The organism is Acidovorax sp. GW821-FHT09B03, from assembly GCF_059418305.1.
This window is the reverse complement of the sequence record NZ_JBWKPP010000013.1, coordinates 148,216-164,432: the sequence shown is the minus strand read 5'-3', so window position 1 is coordinate 164,432 and position 16,217 is coordinate 148,216. Positions and strand designations below refer to the sequence as shown.

Annotated in this window: 15 protein-coding genes; 10 read left to right on the top strand and 5 right to left on the bottom strand. The window is 69.6% G+C overall.

Annotation, left to right across the window (positions count from 1 at the left end; all coding sequences use genetic code 11):
* Positions 1 to 262: 262 nt before the first annotated feature.
* Positions 263 to 1,303, top strand: a complete 1,041-nt coding sequence (locus tag AC07PA_RS21860) for an aldo/keto reductase (RefSeq protein WP_494608785.1) — start codon at positions 263 to 265, stop codon at positions 1,301 to 1,303.
* A 10-nt stretch (positions 1,304 to 1,313) separates the two neighbouring features.
* Positions 1,314 to 2,528, top strand: a complete 1,215-nt coding sequence (locus AC07PA_RS21855; RefSeq protein ID WP_494608786.1) for an acyl-CoA dehydrogenase family protein — start codon at positions 1,314 to 1,316, stop codon at positions 2,526 to 2,528.
* 21 nt (positions 2,529 to 2,549) lie between these two features.
* Here AC07PA_RS21855 and AC07PA_RS21850 read toward each other — a convergent pair whose 3' ends face one another.
* A complete protein-coding gene (locus AC07PA_RS21850) occupies positions 2,550 to 3,788 on the bottom strand; it encodes an acyl-CoA dehydrogenase family protein (RefSeq protein WP_494608787.1) in 1,239 nt (412 codons plus the stop codon).
* A gap of 307 nt (positions 3,789 to 4,095) precedes the next feature.
* On the opposite strand from AC07PA_RS21850, the gene msuE reads away from it, so the two are divergent.
* The 7 genes from msuE to AC07PA_RS21815 all read left to right on the top strand — a co-directional run bounded on the left by msuE (position 4,096) and on the right by AC07PA_RS21815 (position 11,520).
* Positions 4,096 to 4,674 (top strand): FMN reductase, encoded by a 579-nt coding sequence (gene msuE / locus AC07PA_RS21845; RefSeq protein WP_494608788.1) that lies wholly within the window; start codon positions 4,096 to 4,098, stop codon positions 4,672 to 4,674.
* A 79-nt stretch (positions 4,675 to 4,753) separates the two neighbouring features.
* Positions 4,754 to 6,007 carry an SfnB family sulfur acquisition oxidoreductase gene (locus AC07PA_RS21840; protein ID WP_494608789.1) on the top strand — a complete coding sequence of 418 codons (1,254 nt, stop codon included), beginning with the start codon at positions 4,754 to 4,756 and terminating at the stop codon, positions 6,005 to 6,007.
* 1 nt (position 6,008) lies between these two features.
* Entirely contained in the window at positions 6,009 to 7,271 is a 1,263-nt protein-coding gene (locus AC07PA_RS21835) for an SfnB family sulfur acquisition oxidoreductase (protein ID WP_494608790.1), read from the top strand.
* 118 nt (positions 7,272 to 7,389) lie between these two features.
* Positions 7,390 to 8,184, top strand: a complete 795-nt coding sequence (locus tag AC07PA_RS21830) for a MetQ/NlpA family ABC transporter substrate-binding protein (RefSeq protein ID WP_494608915.1) — start codon at positions 7,390 to 7,392, stop codon at positions 8,182 to 8,184.
* Between the two features lie 4 nt (positions 8,185 to 8,188).
* Entirely contained in the window at positions 8,189 to 9,607 is a 1,419-nt protein-coding gene (locus AC07PA_RS21825; RefSeq protein ID WP_494608792.1) for an LLM class flavin-dependent oxidoreductase, read from the top strand.
* 11 nt (positions 9,608 to 9,618) lie between these two features.
* Complete coding sequence (locus tag AC07PA_RS21820; protein WP_494608793.1) at positions 9,619 to 10,392, top strand: ferredoxin--NADP reductase; 774 nt, start codon at positions 9,619 to 9,621, stop codon at positions 10,390 to 10,392.
* Positions 10,393 to 10,530: 138 nt separating this feature from the next.
* The gene (locus AC07PA_RS21815; RefSeq protein WP_494608794.1) at positions 10,531 to 11,520 is read left to right on the top strand and encodes a sulfonate ABC transporter substrate-binding protein; all 990 of its coding nucleotides are present in this window, start codon (positions 10,531 to 10,533) and stop codon (positions 11,518 to 11,520) included.
* Between the two features lie 26 nt (positions 11,521 to 11,546).
* On the opposite strand, the gene AC07PA_RS21810 is transcribed toward AC07PA_RS21815, so the two are convergent.
* Complete coding sequence (locus tag AC07PA_RS21810) at positions 11,547 to 12,881, bottom strand: LLM class flavin-dependent oxidoreductase (protein ID WP_494608795.1); 1,335 nt, start codon at positions 12,879 to 12,881, stop codon at positions 11,547 to 11,549.
* 213 nt (positions 12,882 to 13,094) lie between these two features.
* On the opposite strand from AC07PA_RS21810, the gene AC07PA_RS21805 reads away from it, so the two are divergent.
* The gene (locus tag AC07PA_RS21805; protein WP_494608796.1) at positions 13,095 to 13,538 is read left to right on the top strand and encodes a DUF4398 domain-containing protein; all 444 of its coding nucleotides are present in this window, start codon (positions 13,095 to 13,097) and stop codon (positions 13,536 to 13,538) included.
* A gap of 48 nt (positions 13,539 to 13,586) precedes the next feature.
* Here the strand turns inward: AC07PA_RS21805 and AC07PA_RS21800 are convergent, their stop codons facing one another.
* The 3 genes from AC07PA_RS21800 to AC07PA_RS21790 are packed head-to-tail and all read right to left on the bottom strand — an operon-like array spanning position 13,587 to position 16,184.
* Positions 13,587 to 14,342, bottom strand: coding sequence for an ABC transporter ATP-binding protein (locus AC07PA_RS21800; protein ID WP_494608797.1), 756 nt, complete (start codon positions 14,340 to 14,342; stop codon positions 13,587 to 13,589).
* Complete coding sequence (locus AC07PA_RS21795) at positions 14,339 to 15,187, bottom strand: ABC transporter permease (protein WP_494608798.1); 849 nt, start codon at positions 15,185 to 15,187, stop codon at positions 14,339 to 14,341. The genes AC07PA_RS21800 and AC07PA_RS21795 overlap by 4 nt, the downstream gene beginning before the upstream one ends.
* Before the next feature lie 7 nt (positions 15,188 to 15,194).
* Positions 15,195 to 16,184, bottom strand: coding sequence for an aliphatic sulfonate ABC transporter substrate-binding protein (locus AC07PA_RS21790; protein ID WP_494608799.1), 990 nt, complete (start codon positions 16,182 to 16,184; stop codon positions 15,195 to 15,197).
* Positions 16,185 to 16,217: the final 33 nt, after the last annotated feature.

The following is a 16,217-nucleotide window of genomic DNA, read 5'->3' as shown; positions in this document are numbered from 1 at the left end:
GCAAGCCCTGCGCAACGGGTCGCAGGGCAGGAATGGAAACCCTTGCATTGCACCCAATATCGCGGCGGGCTGCAGCGTTCTTTCCGCATTTGCTTATGCGGACATCTGCGCCGATGAAGCTTGCTCCTGGCGCACCGGCTGCTACCGATTCAGGAGCGGCTATCGATATGCGTGCAGCGAGTATGTGCTTTGCGCAGCGCTGCCTACCATTCGCGGCTGACCGGCCTCGGCCGCGTGCCACCACCCCTTTCCCGGAGCCTTCTTGACCACCTACCACTACCTGGGCCGCAGCGGCCTCAAAGTCTCGCGCCTGGCGCTGGGCACCATGATGTTCGGCGGCCCCACCGACGAGGCCACCTCGCACGCCATCATTTCCGCGGCCAAGGCCAGCGGCGTGAACTTCATCGACACGGCGGACGCCTACCAGAAGGGCCGCACCGAGGAGATCGTAGGCCGCGGCATCCGCCACGACCGCGACGACTGGGTGCTGGCCACCAAGTTCGCCAACCGCATGGGCGACGGGCCCAACCGCAGCGGCATCTCGCGCAAATGGATCATCGACGCCGTGGAAGGCAGCCTGCGCCGCCTGGGCACCGACTACATCGATCTCTTGTACTTTCACCGCACCGACTTCAACGCCCCGCTGGGCGAGGCCGTGCGCGCCATCGGCGACCTGGTGCGCGCGGGCAAGCTGCGCTACTTCGGCGTGTCCAACTTCCGGGGCTGGCGCATTGCCGAGGTGGCCCACCTGGCCGATGCCGAAGGCATCGACCGCCCCGTGGCGAGCCAGCCGCTGTACAACGTCGTCAACCGCACGGCCGAGGCCGAGCAACTGCCTGCCGCCGCGGCCTACGGTCTGGGCGTGGTCTCGTACAGCCCGCTGGCACGCGGCGTGCTGACTGCCAAGTACGACGATGGTGCGGAGCCCGAAGCCGGCTCGCGCGCCGCGCGGGCCGACAAGCGCTTGCTGGAGACCGAGTGGCGCCCCGAATCCCTGGCCATCGCGCGCCAGATCCGTGACGACCTGGCGGCGCGCGGCGTCCACCCCACCGACTTCGCGGTGGCCTGGGTGCTCAACAACCGCCTCATCACCTCGGCCATCGCCGGCCCCCGCACGCTGGAGCAGTGGGAGGGCTATGTGCGCGCGCTGGACTACCAGTTCACCCCCGAGGACGAGGCCCTGGTCAACCGCCTGGTGGCCGCCGGCCATGCCTCCACCCTGGGCTTCACCGACCCGAGCCACCCCGTGGAAGGCCGCGTGGCCCGCGTGGCAGTGACCGCTGCTGCTGCTACCGCACAGTGAGGCCAGGCCCATGGCACACACCATCCTGCAGATTCCCCGCACGCGCGCGGCCATTCTGGCCGGTGTTCCGGCCCTGGCCGACGCCATCGCCCAGGGCGCATCCCAGCGCGAGGCCGACCGCACGCTCCCGTACGACGCTTTTCGGCTGGTGCGCCAGTCCGGCCTGGGTGCGCTGCGCATCGGCCAGGCCGATGGCGGCCCCGATGGCTCGCTCGAAGACCTGATCGGCGCCCTGGCCACGCTGGCCGCGGCCGATTCCAACGTCGCGCATGCGCTGCGCATCCACTTCAACGCCACCGAGGCCCTGCGCCTGGCACCGCCCGGCGCCTACCGGCAGCTGCAGGTGCAGCGCACGCTCGAGGGCGCGCTGTTCGGCGGCGCCTACACCGAACGCGGCACCGAGCGGGCCGGCGTGACCCACACCGCGCTGGTGCGCGAGGGCGACCACTTCCGGCTGAGCGGCCGCAAGTTCTATGCCACGGGCACGGCCTTCTCGGACTATGCCAACGTGAGCGTGCTGGACGAAGAGGGCACCATGGTCACCGTGAACCTGCCGGTGGACCGCGAAGGCATCGCCATCCTGGACGACTGGGACGGCTTTGGACAGCGCCTCACGGCCAGCGGCTCCATCGTCTTCACCGATGTGCTGGTGCATGCCCACGAGGTGCAGTCCCGCGACTCGGGCTCGCTGGTGGGGCGCCACACCTCGGCGCTGCGCCAGCTGCACCTGGTGACCGCCGCGGCCGGCGCGGTGCGCAATGTGCTGGCCGACGCCACGCGCTTCGTGCGCGACCATGGCCGCCCGGCCATGCACAGCCCGGCCGCCACGGCGCGCGAGGACCACTTCAACCAGCTCGTGGTGGGCGAACTGGCGGCGGCATCGCATGCCATCGATGCCCTGGTGCTGGACAACGCGCGCCACCTCGACCGCTCGGCCGATGCCATTGCCGCCGAGGCGCCGCAGGCGGCCGACCTGGTGCTGCAGGGCGCACTGGCCACAGCCAAGACGCAGACCGTGGTAGCCCGCCTGGCGCTGGGCGCGGCTGAGCGCATGTTCGAGGCCGGCGGTGCCTCGGCCACGTCCAGCAAGCACAACTTCGACCGCCACTGGCGCAACATCCGCACCATCTTCAACCACAACCCGCTGCTGCAGAAGACCCGGGTGCTGGGTGACTACCAGCTCAATGGCGTGACCACCCACCTCGAAGAGGGGCGGGTGTTCTGACACGGTGAAGATAGGCCGGCGTCAGCCGGCAGCCGGGGGCGAGGCCTCGCGCGTGCCCACGGCCCAGTAGAAGGTGGGGCGCGTGCCGTTGAGCGCATGCTCCCCGATCACGCGCGACTTGTAGATCACCGGGTTGTGCGAGGCCAGCGTGCGGGCATTGCGCCAGTGGCGGTCCAGGCGGCGGTCCTCCTGCAGGGCGCTGGCGCCGCCCACGTCGAACAGGCGCGTGGCGGCGGCCAGCACCGCCTCGGTCACGGCGACCTGGGCCTTGGCGGCGCGCAGCTCCACGTCGACCAGCAAATCCCCGGGCAAGGGCTCGCCGCGCAGGCGCCAGCGGTCCAGCTCGCCCAGGCCGCGCGCCACCTCGCGCGTGGCCAGCGTGGCGATGAAGGCGGTGCTGGCCAGGTGGCCGATGACCTGCTGCACCAGCGGGTCCTCGCGCGGCAGGTTGCCGCTGGCATGGCTGAACACGCGCTTGCGCGGCTGCACGAAGGCGATGGCATCGCGCTCGATGGCACGCGCAATGCCGGCCAGCGTGGCGATGTGGAACAGCTGGAACACGGCGGTCATCAGCGTCGTGCCGCTGCGCGAGAAATCGATGATGTCGTCCGCTGCCACGACCACCCGCTCGAAGCGCGTGGTGCCCGAGGCGGTGAGCCGCTGGCCGAAGCCGCGCCAGTCGTCCACGCACTCCACCCCCGGTGCATCGGTGCGCACCAGGGCGATGGTGCGCCACTGGGCCGGGTCACCGCCCTCGCGCTCGGCGGTGACCGCCACCCAGTCGGCATACAGGGTGCCGGTGCTGTAGTACTTCTCGCCGCTCAGCAGCCAGGCACCGTCTTCCTCCTGGAACAGCCGGGTCTGCAGGCGGCCCAGGGCTCCGTCGCCCTGTTCGGTGGTGGCATTGCCAAAAATGGCGCCATCGGCCACGCGCCGCAGCCAGGGCGCGCGCTGCTCGGGCTCGAATTCGGCCAGCACGCGCTCGACAAAGCCGAAATGCGCGCGCAGCGCCTGGGGCAGGTTGGAGTCGGCCTCGGCCAGGTCGATGAGCAGCTCGTACAGCTGCTCGGGCATGGCGCCGAAGCCGCCGTGCTCGATGGGCACGCGCAGCGCGCCGAAGCCGGCTTCGCGCAGCCAGCCGATGGCCTCGTGCGCCAGCTCGCGCGCGTGCTCGCGCTGGACGGCATGCTCGGCAATGCGCGCAAAGACGGGGTGAAAGCGCTGCACGAGAAAGTCATGCGTGGGGGGATTGCGGGACATGGGGTGGAGCTTTCTCGAAAGGGGGAGGGGCCTGGCGCCTGCTGCGGCCGGTGTCTGGCCATGCTAGGAGGTGCCCGGCTGCCCCCGAACGAAGGAAAGCGCCGCTCCAAATGCGCCGGGCGCATAAGCGGCCGGGCGCCGGAGTGCGCTTGGGGCGGTGAAGGGCCTTGCGGCCATTGCGCATATCGATAGCCGAAATGCTTCTAGCCACCACGCCCCGCAAGGCCCCGGGCGGGCGCACAGTATGGACCTTCGGTCTCGTTCACCGGACGACCACCCCTTTTTCCTCTTCAATCCCTTTCTTCCCATGGCCAGAACCCCCAAGATCGTCGCCGTCTCTGGCGGCCTGCAGCGCCCCTCCCGCACCCTGGCGCTGGTGCAACAGCTGCTCGAAGGGCTGTCGGATGCCCTGCCGGTGGACACGCGGCTCATCGAGCTGGGCGAGCTCGTGCCCCAGTTCGGCGGTGTGCTCCAGCGCGCCCAGCTGCCGCCCGCGATCGAGGCCGTGCTGCGCGAGATCGAGTCCGCCGACCTGCTGCTGGTGGCCAGCCCGATCTACCGCGGCTCCTACACCGGCCTGTTCAAGCACCTGTTCGACTTCGTACACCACGAGGCGCTGATCGACGTGCCCGTGCTGCTGGCCGCCACGGGCGGCAGCGACCGGCATGCGCTGGCCATCGACCACCAGCTGCGCCCTTTGTTCAGCTTCTTCCAGGCCCACACGCTGCCCATCGGCGTGTATGCGACCGACAAGGAGTTCGATAACTACCGCGTGAGCAGCGACGCCCTCAGGGCCCGCATCGCCCTGGCGGTCGAACGCGCGCTGCCGGCGCTGCGCCAGCGGGCCCAGGGCCTGGTGGAGATTCCCGTGCTTTCGCTGGCCTGACGGAAGCCACCGTGCAGCAAGGCATGCGGGCAGCGCAGACGCCGCCCGCATGCCCGTTTTTTCTTGACGGTGCTCCCGCATGACCGATACCCATTCCCATCCACCGCAGGCTGCACCCGACCAGCGGCCCCGCGCGCCAGACGCATCGCGCGTGCAGCGCCTGCACAGCGACCAGGAGGCCCTGGAGGCCGCACACCGGCTGGCGGCCCTGTTCGCACCCGGTGCCTCCGGGCGCGACCGTGAGCGCCGCCTGCCCTGGGCCGAGCTCGACCTGTGGTCCGAAAGCGGGCTGGGCGGCATCACCGTGCCGCGCGCCTACGGCGGGGCGGACGTGTCCTTCGCCACGCTGGCCGAGGTGTTCGTGATCCTCTCGGCGGCCGACCCGGCACTGGGGCAGATTCCGCAGAACCATTTCGGTCTGCTGGGCGTGCTGCGTGAAATCGGCACCGATGCCCAGAAGCAACGCTTCTACGCCGAGGTGCTGGCCGGCCACCGCCTGGGCAATGCGGGGCCCGAGCGCCGCTCCAGGACCATCCTGCATGGCCAGACGCGCCTGGCGCAAACGCCGCAGGGCCTGCGCCTGACCGGAGAACGCTTTTATTCCACCGGCGCACTGTTCGCCCACCGGGTGCCCACGCGCGCGCTGGACGACGAGGACCGGGCCGTGCAGGTCTGGGCACGGCGCGATGCGCCCGGGCTCACGGTGGTCGACGACTGGTCGTCCTTCGGCCAGCGCACCACGGCCAGCGGCACCGTGCGCTTCGACAACGTGGCCATCGACGCGACCGACGTACTGCCCATCTGGCAACTGGCCGACCGGCCGGGGCTGTTCGGGCCCGCGTCGCAGATCGTGCAGGCCGCCATCGACCAGGGCATTGCCCAGGCGGCGCTGGCCGACGCCCTGGCCTTCGTGCGCGAACGCGCGCGGCCCTGGATCGACTCCGGGCTGCAACAGGCGACCGACGACCCCTACATCATCCAGGACGTGGGCCGCCTGCAGGTGGACCTGCATGCAGCGCACGAGGTGCTGCGCGAAGCCGGCCAGCTGCTGGACGCCATCCGCGCCGCCGGCACGGTGACGGCCGAGGACAGTGCCCGCGCCTCGGTCGCCGTGGCCGAAGCCAAGATCCTGACCACGCAGATCGCGCTCGACGCCTCCGAGAAGCTGCTGGAGCTGGCGGGCTCGTCCGCCACGCGCGAGGCGCACAACCTCGGGCGCCACTGGCGCAACGCCCGCACCCACACCCTGCATGACCCGGTGCGCTGGAAGGCGCACCTGATCGGCAACTACCTGCTCAACGGTGTCGCCCCACGGCGGCACTCCTGGAACTGACATGGCCCTCGAACTGTTGAACCCCGCCCTGGGGCCGCAGGGCGCTGCAGAGGAACCTGCGCCCCCGCCAGCCCAGCCCGTGCAGCGCATCCGCGACGATGCGCACGCCCTCGAAGTCGCCCGCGCCCTGGCCGCCGACTTCGCGCGCGCTGCGGTGGCGCGCGACCGCGACCGCATCCTGCCCTGGGACGAACTGGACCGCTTCACGGCCAGCGGCCTGTGGGGCATCACCGTGCCGCGCGCGTACGGCGGGGCAGGGGTGTCCAACGTCACCCTGGCCGAGGTCATCGCCACCATCTCGGCGGCCGATGGCTCGCTGGGCCAGATTCCGCAGAACCACTACTACGCGCTCGAAGTGCTGCGCGTGGGCGGCAGCGATGCGCAAAAGGCCTTCTTCTACCGCCGCGCGCTCGATGGCGAGCGCTTTGGCAACGCCCTGGCCGAGATCGGCCACAAGGATTTCAAGCGCCGCACGCGCCTGACCACCGACCACCCCGATGGCTGGCGCGTGGACGGGCAGAAGTTCTACTGCACCGGCGCGCTGTTCGCGCACTGGATTCCCACGCTGGTCAGCGCGCAGCAGGAGGGGCGCGATGTGACGCTGCTGGCCTTCATTCCACGGAGGGCCGAGGGCGTGGCCATCGTCGATGACTGGGACGGCTTTGGCCAGCGCGTCACCGGCAGCGGGTCCGTGTCCTTCGATGCGGTGGCGGTCGACCCGGCATGGGTCGTTCCCTTTCTCGCCTCGTTCGAGCGGCCCACCCCCATCGGCCCGTTCGCGCAGCTGCTGCACGCGGCCATCGATCTGGGTATAGGGCAGGGCGCCTTGCAGGCCACGCTGCCCTTCGTGCGCGAGCAGGCCCGGCCCTGGATCGATGCCGGCGTGGACCGCGCCAGCGACGACCCGCTGACCATCCGCCAGGTGGGTGACGTGGCGGTGCGGCTGCGCGCCGCCCAGGCGCTGCTGCGCCGTGCCGGCCGCTTTGTCGACCAAGCCCAGGCCGCGCCCGACGAGGCCAGCGTGGCCGCGGCCTCCATCGCTGTGGCCGAGGCCCGCGTGCTGACCACCACGGCATCGCTGGACGCCGGCAACCGCCTGTTCGAGCTGGCCGGCACCGGCGCCACGCTCGACGGCCTGGGGCTGGACCGCTTCTGGCGCAACGCCCGTACCCACACCTTGCACGACCCGGTGCGCTGGAAGTACCACGCCATCGGCAACTACTACCTCAACGGCCAACTGCCCCCGCGCCACGGTGCGCTGTAGGGCCCGCTGCCATGTCCTTGATTCCCATTTCGCCAGGAGCCGCACCGTGATCTCTCCCCGCCCTGTTTCCCCCAACCCTGCGGCCTCGCGCCGCCGCCTGCTGCAGGCGGGCTCTGCCATGGCGCTGGCCGGCCTCGGGCTGCCGGCCACTGCGGCGCTGAAGGAGCCGCCCGGCACCGGCAAGCTGCTCAAGGTCGGCGTGACCACCGGACCGCATGAGCAGACCTTCGAGGTGGTCAAGCGCGTGGCCGAGCGCGACTACGGGCTCAAGATCCAGATCGTGCCGTTCACCGACTACAGCCGGCCCAATGCCGCACTCGATGCAGGCGACCTGGATGCCAACAGCTTCCAGCACCGCCCCTTCCTGGCTGCGCAGGTGCGCTCGCGCAACTACAAGATCGTGGGCTTCGGCCGCACCTGGATCGGGCCGATCGCGATCTACTCCAGGAAGTACAAGTCCATCGCAGCCTTGCCCGAAGGCGCCCGGGTGGCCATACCGAACGACCCGGCCAACGAGAGCCGCACCCTGCTGCTGTTGCAAAAGGCGGGCCACATCAAGCTGCGCACCGGCATCGATCCGATCGAAGGCGTCAACGCCACGCCGCGCGACGTGATCGAGAACCCGAAGAAGCTGCGCTTCGTGGAGATCGAGGCTGCCCAGCTGCCGCGCACGCTGGACGATACCGACGCCTCTGCGGTGAATGCCGACTATGCGATCAAGGCCGGCCTCAACCCCGCCAAGGACGGCATCCTGGTCGAGGACAAGGACGGCCCCTATGCCTGCTTGATCGCGGTGCGCGAGCAGGACCAGGCACAGCCCTGGGTGCAGCAACTGGTCAAGGCGTACCAGACCGAGGAGGTGCGCGATTTCATCGTGAAAACCTTCGGCGGTGGCGTGATCCCGGCGTTCTGACCCCATGGCCACTCCGAAGAAGCAGATCCTGCTCAACGCGTTCAACATGAACTGCGTGGGCCACATCAACCACGGCCTGTGGGCGCACCCGCGCGACGAGTCGGCCGCCTACAACACCATCGAGCACTGGACCGGCATAGCCCGCACGCTGGAGCGCGGGCTGTTCGACGGCCTGTTCATCGCCGACATCGTGGGCGTGTACGACGTCTACCATGCCAATGTCGACGTGACCCTGCGCGAGTCGATCCAGCTGCCGGTCAACGACCCGATGATGCTGATCTCGGCCATGGCGGCCGTCACGCAGAACCTGGGCTTCGGCGTCACGGTGAACCTCGGCTACGAACTGCCCTACCTGCTGGCGCGGCGCTTCTCGACCCTGGACCACCTCACGCGCGGGCGCATCGGCTGGAACGTCGTCACCGGCTACCTCGACAGCGCGGCGCGGGCCATGGGCCTCGCCGAGCAGTTGCCGCACGACGAGCGCTACGACCGGGCCGACGAATTCCTCGAGGTGCTCTACAAGCTCTGGGAGGGCAGCTGGGAAGAGGGCGCCGTTCGGCGCGACCGCGCCGGGCGCATGTACGCCGACCCGGCCAAGGTGCACAAGGTACAGCACCAGGGCCGCTACTACCAGGTGGACGGCTACCACCTGGCCGAGCCCTCGCCGCAGCGCACGCCCGTGCTGTTCCAGGCCGGTGCCTCGGGCCGGGGCCAGCGCTTTGCCGGGCGGCATGCCGAATGCGTGTTCATCTCGCCCCCCAACAAGGCGGCGGCGCGCAAGAGCGTCGATGCGCTGCGCGAGCAGTTGGTGCGCGCCGGCCGGCGGCCGGACGATGTCAAGGTCTTCGTCGGCTCTGCCGTGGTGACCGGTGCCACGCACAAGGAGGCGCACGAGAAGTACGAGGACTACAAGCGCTACGCCAGCCGCGAGGCCGGGTTGGCGCACTTCGCGGCCAGCACGGGCGTGGACTATTCGCGCTACGACCTGGACGAGCCCATCGTCTACGGCCCCACCAATGCCATCGAGTCGGCCGCGCGCACCGCCGCGCAGCACGGCTGGACGCGCCGGCAACTGCTCGAGCTGTTCGAGCTCGGCGGGCGCTACCCGGCCATCGTCGGTGATGCGGGCCAGGTGGCCGACGAACTGCAGTCCTGGATCGACGAGACCGGCGTGGACGGCTTCAACGTGAGCCGCACCGTGGTGCCCGAAAGCTACGAGGATTTCGTGGACTTCATCGTGCCCGAGCTGCAGTCGCGCGGCGTCTACAAGACGGAGTACGCACCGGGCAGCCTGCGCAAGAAGCTGTTCGGCGAGGCCGACCACCTGCCGGCGCGCCATGCGGGCGCCCAGTTCCGGCGCACCGGCGGGGCGCTGGGCCTGCCTGGGCAAGCCGATGCGGCCGTGGCCGCCTCGGTCGCCTGAAGGAAACGCCCATGAGCGCCTTCAGCGAGGAAACCGTGCTGAGCGTCCACCACTGGACGGACCGCTTGTTCACCTTCACCACCACGCGCGATCCCGCGCTGCGGTTCTCCAACGGCCACTTCACCATGATCGGCCTGCGCGTGGACAACAAGCCGCTGCTGCGCGCCTACAGCATCGTGAGCGCGAATTACGAGGAACTTCTGGAGTACCTGAGCATCAAGGTGGACGACGGGCCCCTGACATCGAGGCTGCAGCACATAAAGCCCGGTGACAAGGTCATCGTGGGGCGCAAACCCACCGGCACGCTCTTGATCGACTACACGCTGCCGGGAAAGCGCCTGTACCTGCTGGGTACCGGCACCGGCCTGGCACCGTTCATGAGCGTGATCCGCGACCCGCAGACCTACGAGAAGTTCGAGACGGTGATTCTGGTGCACGGTGTGCGCCAGGTCGATGAGCTGGCCTACCACGACCTGGTGATCGACCATTTGCCCCGGCACGAGTTCCTGGGCGAGCTGGTGCGCAAACAGTTGCTTTATTACCCGACCGTGACACGCGAGGACTTCCGCAACCGGGGCCGCATCACGGAACTGGTGGCCAGCAACAAGCTCACCGACGACCTGGGCCTGCCGCCTCTGGATGCGGCCGAGGACCGCGTGATGCTGTGCGGAAGCCCCGGCATGCTCGGCGACCTCAAGCACCTGCTGGAATCGAGGGGCTTCAAAGAGGGCAATACATCGACGCCCGGAGACTTCGTCGTGGAACGGGCTTTTGCGGAGAAGTAAGGCGCTGCGCACGGTTCCCCTGGACCGCTGCGGCCACGGCTGAAAACGCATAAGCAAGCATGCACGGCGCATTGGACGGCGCCGTGGGCCCGCTCCTAAGCTCCAGAGCCCATTCCCATCGAGTTCAAGGAGTCCTGCGTGTCTACCGATTTCCCGTTCCAGCTGCGTCGCCGCCATGTTGCTCCTGCGTTGATGGCCATGGCTGCCAGCGCCTCGGGCCTTCCCGCCTGGGCCCAGCAGGCCACGACCTTGCCCAAGGAGGTGAAGATAGGCTTTCAGAAAGGTTCGGCCATCCTGGTGCTGGCACGCAAGCAACAGGTGATCGAAGCCCGCCTGAAAGCACTGGGCGTGCACAGCGTCAAGTGGGTCGAGTTCCAGTTCGGCCCGCCCCTGCTGGAGGCCCTGGGCGCCGGCGCGGTCGATCTGGGCTCGGTGGGCGACACACCGCCGGTCTTCGCCCAGGCGGGCGGATCGAACCTGGTGTATGCCGCAGCCACCCCCTCGGCCCAGCAGGCCGTGCTGGTGCCCAGGAACTCGCCCATCCGGACGCTGGCCGACCTCAAGGGCAAGAGGGTGGCCTTCGGCAAGGGATCGGCCGCGCACAACGTGGTGATCAAGGCGCTGGCCACGGCGGGCCTGGCCTTCCAGGACATCGTTCCCACCTACCTCTCGCCCGCCGACGCCACGGCCGCCTTCAATGGCGGCAACATCGATGCCTGGGTGGTCTGGGACCCGTACTACGCCATTGCCGAGGAGCGCTATGGTGCGCGCGTGATTGCCGACACCACGGACAGGCGCCTGGCGAGCGCGTCCTACTACATGGCCGGCAAGGACTTTGCCACCCGCCATCCGGCAGTGCTCGGTGCCGTACTCGACGAGCTGGGCAAGCTCATCGCCTGGGCGGGCCAGCGCCGGGACGAGCTGGCCCAGCTGGCGTCCGAAGCCACCGGCATCGACGCCAGGTCCTGGTCGACGGCCTTTGCCCGCGCCGAGTTCTCGCTCGGCCCGTTGACCGATGCCCATGTGGCCCAGCAGCAGCAACTGGCCGACAGCTTCCATGCCCTGGGGATCATCCCGCGCAAGATCAACGTGCGCGAGATCGTCTGGCGCGCACCTGCGGCCGCGTAGGCCTGCCTCAGAACCTGAACAGGCTCTCAGGGCCGGGGCGCAAAGAACCGGTTCGCCGGGCGCGCCAGGCCCAGGTTCTCGCGCAGCGTCGTGCCCTCGTACTCCGTGCGGAAGATGCCGCGGCGCTGCAGCTCGGGCACGACCTTCTCCACGAAGGCATCGAGCCCGCCGGGCAGCCAGGGGAACATGATGTTGAAGCCATCGCTGCCCTCGGACTCCAGCCATTCCTGCATCTCGTCGGCAATGGTCTGCGCGGTGCCGACAAAGGCCAGGCCGCCATAGCCGCCCAGGCGCTGCGCGAGCTGGCGCACCGTGAAGCCCTCGCGCTCGGCCAGGGCGACCACGCGCTGCTGGCTGCTTTGGCTGGCATTGGTCTCGGGCACCGGCGGCAGCGGCGCGTCGGGGTCGAACTTCGACGCATCCACCCCCAGGGCGATGGACAGGGAGGCGATGGCGCTCTCGTAGTGCACCAGGCTGTCCAGCTGCGCGCGGATGCCCTGGGCCTCGGCCACCGTATCACCCACCACCACGAAGGCGGCCGGCAGGATCTTGAGGTCGTCGCGCCCGCGCCCCAGCGCCGCCAGGCGGCCCTTCACGTCGGCGTAGAAGCTTCGGCCCTCGGCCAGGGTGCCGTGCGCGGCAAAGATCACCTCGGCCGTCTCGGCCGCGAGCTGGCGCCCGGGCTCGGAGGCCCCCGCCTGCACGATCACCGGCCAGCCCTGCACCGGCCGGGCAATGTGCAGCGGCCCGCGCACCGAAAGGTACTGGCCGCGGTGGTCGAGCGTGTGCAGGCGCGCGGGGTCGAAGAACAGGCCGCTTGCCTGGTCGCGCACGAAGGCATCGTCGGCCCAGCTGTCCCACAGGCCGGTCACCACATCGTAGAACTCGCGCGCGCGGGCATAGCGCTCGTCGTGCGCCATGTGGTCCTCGCGGCCGAAGTTCAGCGCGGCATCGGGATTGGAGGTGGTGACGATGTTCCAGCCCGCGCGCCCGTTGCTCAGGTGGTCCAGCGACGCGAAGCGCCGCGCGATGTGGAAGGGCTCGTCGAAGGTGGTCGATGCCGTGGCCACCAGGCCGATGTGCTCGGTGGCCTGGCTCAGCGCCGACAGCAGCGTGAACGGTTCGAACGAGGTGACCGTGTGGCTGCGCTTGAGCGCCTCCACCGGCATGTTGAGCACCGCCAGGTGGTCGGCCATGAAGAAGGCATCGAAGCGCGCCCGCTCCAGCGTCTGCGCAAAGCGCTTCAGATGCGCGAAGTTGAAGTTGGCATCGGCATACGCACCGGGGTAGCGCCAGGCGCCGGTGTGGATGCTGACAGGGCGCATGAAGGCGCCCAGCTTGAGTTGGCGGTGGTTAGGCATGGTTTCTTTGTACGTGAGACCGAACAACGTTGCTGGCACCAGGGCAATGGACTTGCTGCGTCGCCTGCAGCCCTGTCAGCGGCAGCAGAAATCGCATCTGCAAACTCGCATTCCTTCGTTGGATGAGAAGGGGGGCGTGGCCAGAATGGGCCTCTTCCACACTGCCGACTGCAGTGCACACCCACGTTGCAAACCCCTGGACAGTCCCGACAGATGCTGTTTCGCCATCCTGAAATCCTGGCACCCCGTGTGCTTTCCGCGCTGCGCCGTACCGCGGCCGTTCTCGCCGCCGGCGCAGCGGCTGCCGGGTTTCTGTCCGCCTGCGCCACGGCCCCGTCGATGGCGCTCGAGCGCGCGCGTGCCGCCGTGGGCGCCGCCAGCGCCAACCCGGCCGTGGCCCTGCATGCGCCGCTGGAACTCCAACAGGCGGCGCAGGCCCTGGCCTATGCCGATGGCATCTGGCGCAAGACGCATGACGAGGCCGAGACCAACCACCTGGCCTACATGGCCGCCCGGCAGGCCGATGTGGCCACGGGTGCGGCCCGCAACCGCATGCTGGCGGCGCGCATCCGTGAGAGCAGCAGCGGTGCCGACCGCATCAGCCTGCAAGGCGATGCCAATGCCCGCATGCGCGGGTCCGCCGGGGTCATGCAATGAGCGTTGCCTGCAGCACTGCATGGCAGGTGGACCGAGGCAGTTCAGCGATCAGAGCGCATGGGCCCGATGCAGGGCCTGGCGCACGCTAGCAATCGCCGTGCCCACCGCGGCTCCGTCCCGGTCGCGCGGCTGCGCTGTGTCCACGGCGACCGAGGCGCTGATGCGCCCGGGCGCCGCCTCGAACACCAGCACGCGGTCGCCCAGGTAGACCGCCTCGTCGATGTCGTGCGTGACCATCAGCACGGCGATGCGGTGGGCACGGGCCACGCGCAGCAGCAGCTCCTGCAGCTTCAGGCGTGTGAAGGCGTCCACCGCCGAAAAGGGCTCGTCGAGCAGCAGCACGCGCGGCTGCACGAACAGCCCCCGCGCAATCGCCACGCGCTGCGCCTGGCCGCCAGACAACTCCTTGGGCAGGCGCTGGCCGAAGCCGGCCAGGCCCACCTCGTCCAGCAGGGCCTCCACGCGCGCCGCATCGCCCGCCCCCTGGCCGTCGAACGCGACGTTGCCGGCCACGGTCAGCCAGGGGAAGAGGCGTGGCTCCTGGAAGACGAAGCGGATGTCCCGCACAGGCCCCGCCGTGGGCTGGCCGTCCAGGCGCACCTGGCCGTCGTAGTCGCGCTCCAGCCCGGCAGCGATGCGCAGCAGCGTGCTCTTGCCGCAGCCGCTGGCGCCAACCAGGGTGACGCATTCGCCCTGGTGCAGCTGCAGGTGCACGTCGCGCAGCACCTCGTTGCCGGCAAACTGCTTGCGCCGCACGCGCACCTCGAGCAGGGGGGAATGGGGGGTGTTCGTCGTCGTTGTCATCGTGTGGCCACCGTGTCGCGCCAGGACAGCCAGCGGTTCTCCAGCGCCTGCATGCCGCTGTCCGTGAGCTTGCCCATCAGCGCCAGCAGCACGATGGCCGCCAGCACGATGTCGGCACGCCCGGTTTCGCGCCCGTCGGTCAGCAGGTAGCCGAGGCCGCGCGTGGCGGCGATCAGCTCGGCCGCCACCATGAACATCCAGGCCAGCGACAGGCCGTTGCGCAGGCCCGTCCAGACCGCGGGCAGCGAGGCCGGCAGCAGCACGCGGCGGGCCAGGGCGATGGGCCCAAGGCCTGCCATCTCGGCCACCTCGACCAGCTTGCGGTCCACATCGCGCAGGCCCGAGGCCACGCCCATGTAGACCGGGAAGAAGGCGCCGATGGCAATCAGCGCCAGCTTGGCCCCCTCGTCGATGCCCAGCCACAGCAGCAGCAGCGGCACCCAGGCCAGCGAAGGAATCGCGCGCAGGGCCTGGAAGCTCGGGTCCAGCAACGCCTCGGCATGCCGGCTCAGGCCCACCCAGACGCCCAGGGCAATGGCCAGGCCGGCGCCCAGCACAAAGCCGGCAAGCACCCGCGCCGTGCTGACCAGCACATGGCCGGCCAGGCCCTGCTCGGCCAGTGCCAGCAGCGTGCGTGCAATCTCGCTCGGGGGTGGCAGCAGGTGGGCGGCCACCCAGCCCAGGCGCACGGCCAGCTCCAGGCCGGCAATAAAGGCCAGGGGCAGCGCAACGCCCAGCCAACGCGAGGGCAGCTTGCGGGCCGGCCGGTGGCCATCCGCAGCCTGCGGCTCCCGCGGGCCGGGCACGGAGACCGAAGCGGCCGGCAGCGGCGGTACGGCGCTCATGGTCGGATCAGGCCGCGGCGCCTGCCAGCTGGGCACGCGCGAACTGCGTATCCACCAGGTCGGCGATGACCTTGTTCAGGTTGGTGCCGGGTTTGACCAATTGCTCTTCGAGCAGGATCGGCGAGGCCGCCTGCAGGGCCTTGACGTGCTCGGACGATGGCAGCGGGTTGCCCAGGTCGGTGCGCAGCTTGAGCTGCAGCAGCGCCACCTCCAGGCTGACCTTGGCCTCTTCCGAGAGGATGCGCGCGGCTTCCACGGTGTTGGCCTGCGTCCACTTGCGTGCCCGCTCGTAGGCGCTGATCACGCGCAGCAGCGCAGCCGGGTGGCGTGCCTGGAAGTCCTCGCGCACGTTGAGAAAGCCATAGGTGTTGAAGGCCACGTTGCGGTAGAGGAGGCGCGAGCCGGCGTCAAGCTCGCTGGCCGCCATCAGCGGATCGAGTCCGGCCCAGGCGTCCACGCGCCCTTGCTCCAGGGCCACGCGGCCGTCGGCGTGCTGCAGGCCCACGTGCTCGATGTCGCTGCGGCGCAGCTTCACGGTCTGCAGCGCGCGCAGCAGGAAGAGATAGGGGTCCGTGCCCTTGGTGGCGGCGACCTTCTTGCCCTTGAGGTCAGCAAGGGAGCGGATCGGCGAATCCTTGCGCACCACCAGCGCCGTCCACTCGGGCCGGGAGAAGATATAGGGTGTGCGGATCGGGTTGCCGTTGGCACGCGCGAGCACGGCAGCCAGGCCGGCGCTCGAGCCGATGTCGATGCTGTTGGCGTTGAGGTATTCGAGCGCCCGGTTGCTGCCGGCGCTGAGCACCCATTTGACGTCGATGCCGTCCTTCTTGAACTCCTGCTCCAGCCAGCCGAAGCGGCGCAGCACCAGGCTGGTGGGCGAGTAGTAGGCGTAATCCAGGCGCACTTCCTTGAGTGCATCGGCTGCGCGCACCACGGCGGGCAGGGCGAGGGTGGTGGCACCGGCAGCGGCGGCGTGGAGAACGGAACGGCGTTTCATGGAAGGGCTCCAGCAAGCAAGGGGATGGAAAAA

Coding starts and splice junctions, on each gene's coding strand:
- AC07PA_RS21855 (WP_494608786.1), top strand. CDS start 1,314: ATGGCACACACCATCCTGCAGATTCCCCGCACGCGCGCGGCCATTCTG.
- AC07PA_RS21850 (WP_494608787.1), bottom strand. CDS start 3,788: ATGTCCCGCAATCCCCCCACGCATGACTTTCTCGTGCAGCGCTTTCAC.
- msuE (WP_494608788.1), top strand. CDS start 4,096: ATGGCCAGAACCCCCAAGATCGTCGCCGTCTCTGGCGGCCTGCAGCGC.
- AC07PA_RS21840 (WP_494608789.1), top strand. CDS start 4,754: ATGACCGATACCCATTCCCATCCACCGCAGGCTGCACCCGACCAGCGG.
- AC07PA_RS21835 (WP_494608790.1), top strand. CDS start 6,009: ATGGCCCTCGAACTGTTGAACCCCGCCCTGGGGCCGCAGGGCGCTGCA.
- AC07PA_RS21830 (WP_494608915.1), top strand. CDS start 7,390: ATGGCGCTGGCCGGCCTCGGGCTGCCGGCCACTGCGGCGCTGAAGGAG.
- AC07PA_RS21825 (WP_494608792.1), top strand. CDS start 8,189: ATGGCCACTCCGAAGAAGCAGATCCTGCTCAACGCGTTCAACATGAAC.
- AC07PA_RS21820 (WP_494608793.1), top strand. CDS start 9,619: ATGAGCGCCTTCAGCGAGGAAACCGTGCTGAGCGTCCACCACTGGACG.
- AC07PA_RS21810 (WP_494608795.1), bottom strand. CDS start 12,881: ATGCCTAACCACCGCCAACTCAAGCTGGGCGCCTTCATGCGCCCTGTC.
- AC07PA_RS21805 (WP_494608796.1), top strand. CDS start 13,095: ATGCTGTTTCGCCATCCTGAAATCCTGGCACCCCGTGTGCTTTCCGCG.
- AC07PA_RS21800 (WP_494608797.1), bottom strand. CDS start 14,342: ATGACAACGACGACGAACACCCCCCATTCCCCCCTGCTCGAGGTGCGC.
- AC07PA_RS21795 (WP_494608798.1), bottom strand. CDS start 15,187: ATGAGCGCCGTACCGCCGCTGCCGGCCGCTTCGGTCTCCGTGCCCGGC.
- AC07PA_RS21790 (WP_494608799.1), bottom strand. CDS start 16,184: ATGAAACGCCGTTCCGTTCTCCACGCCGCCGCTGCCGGTGCCACCACC.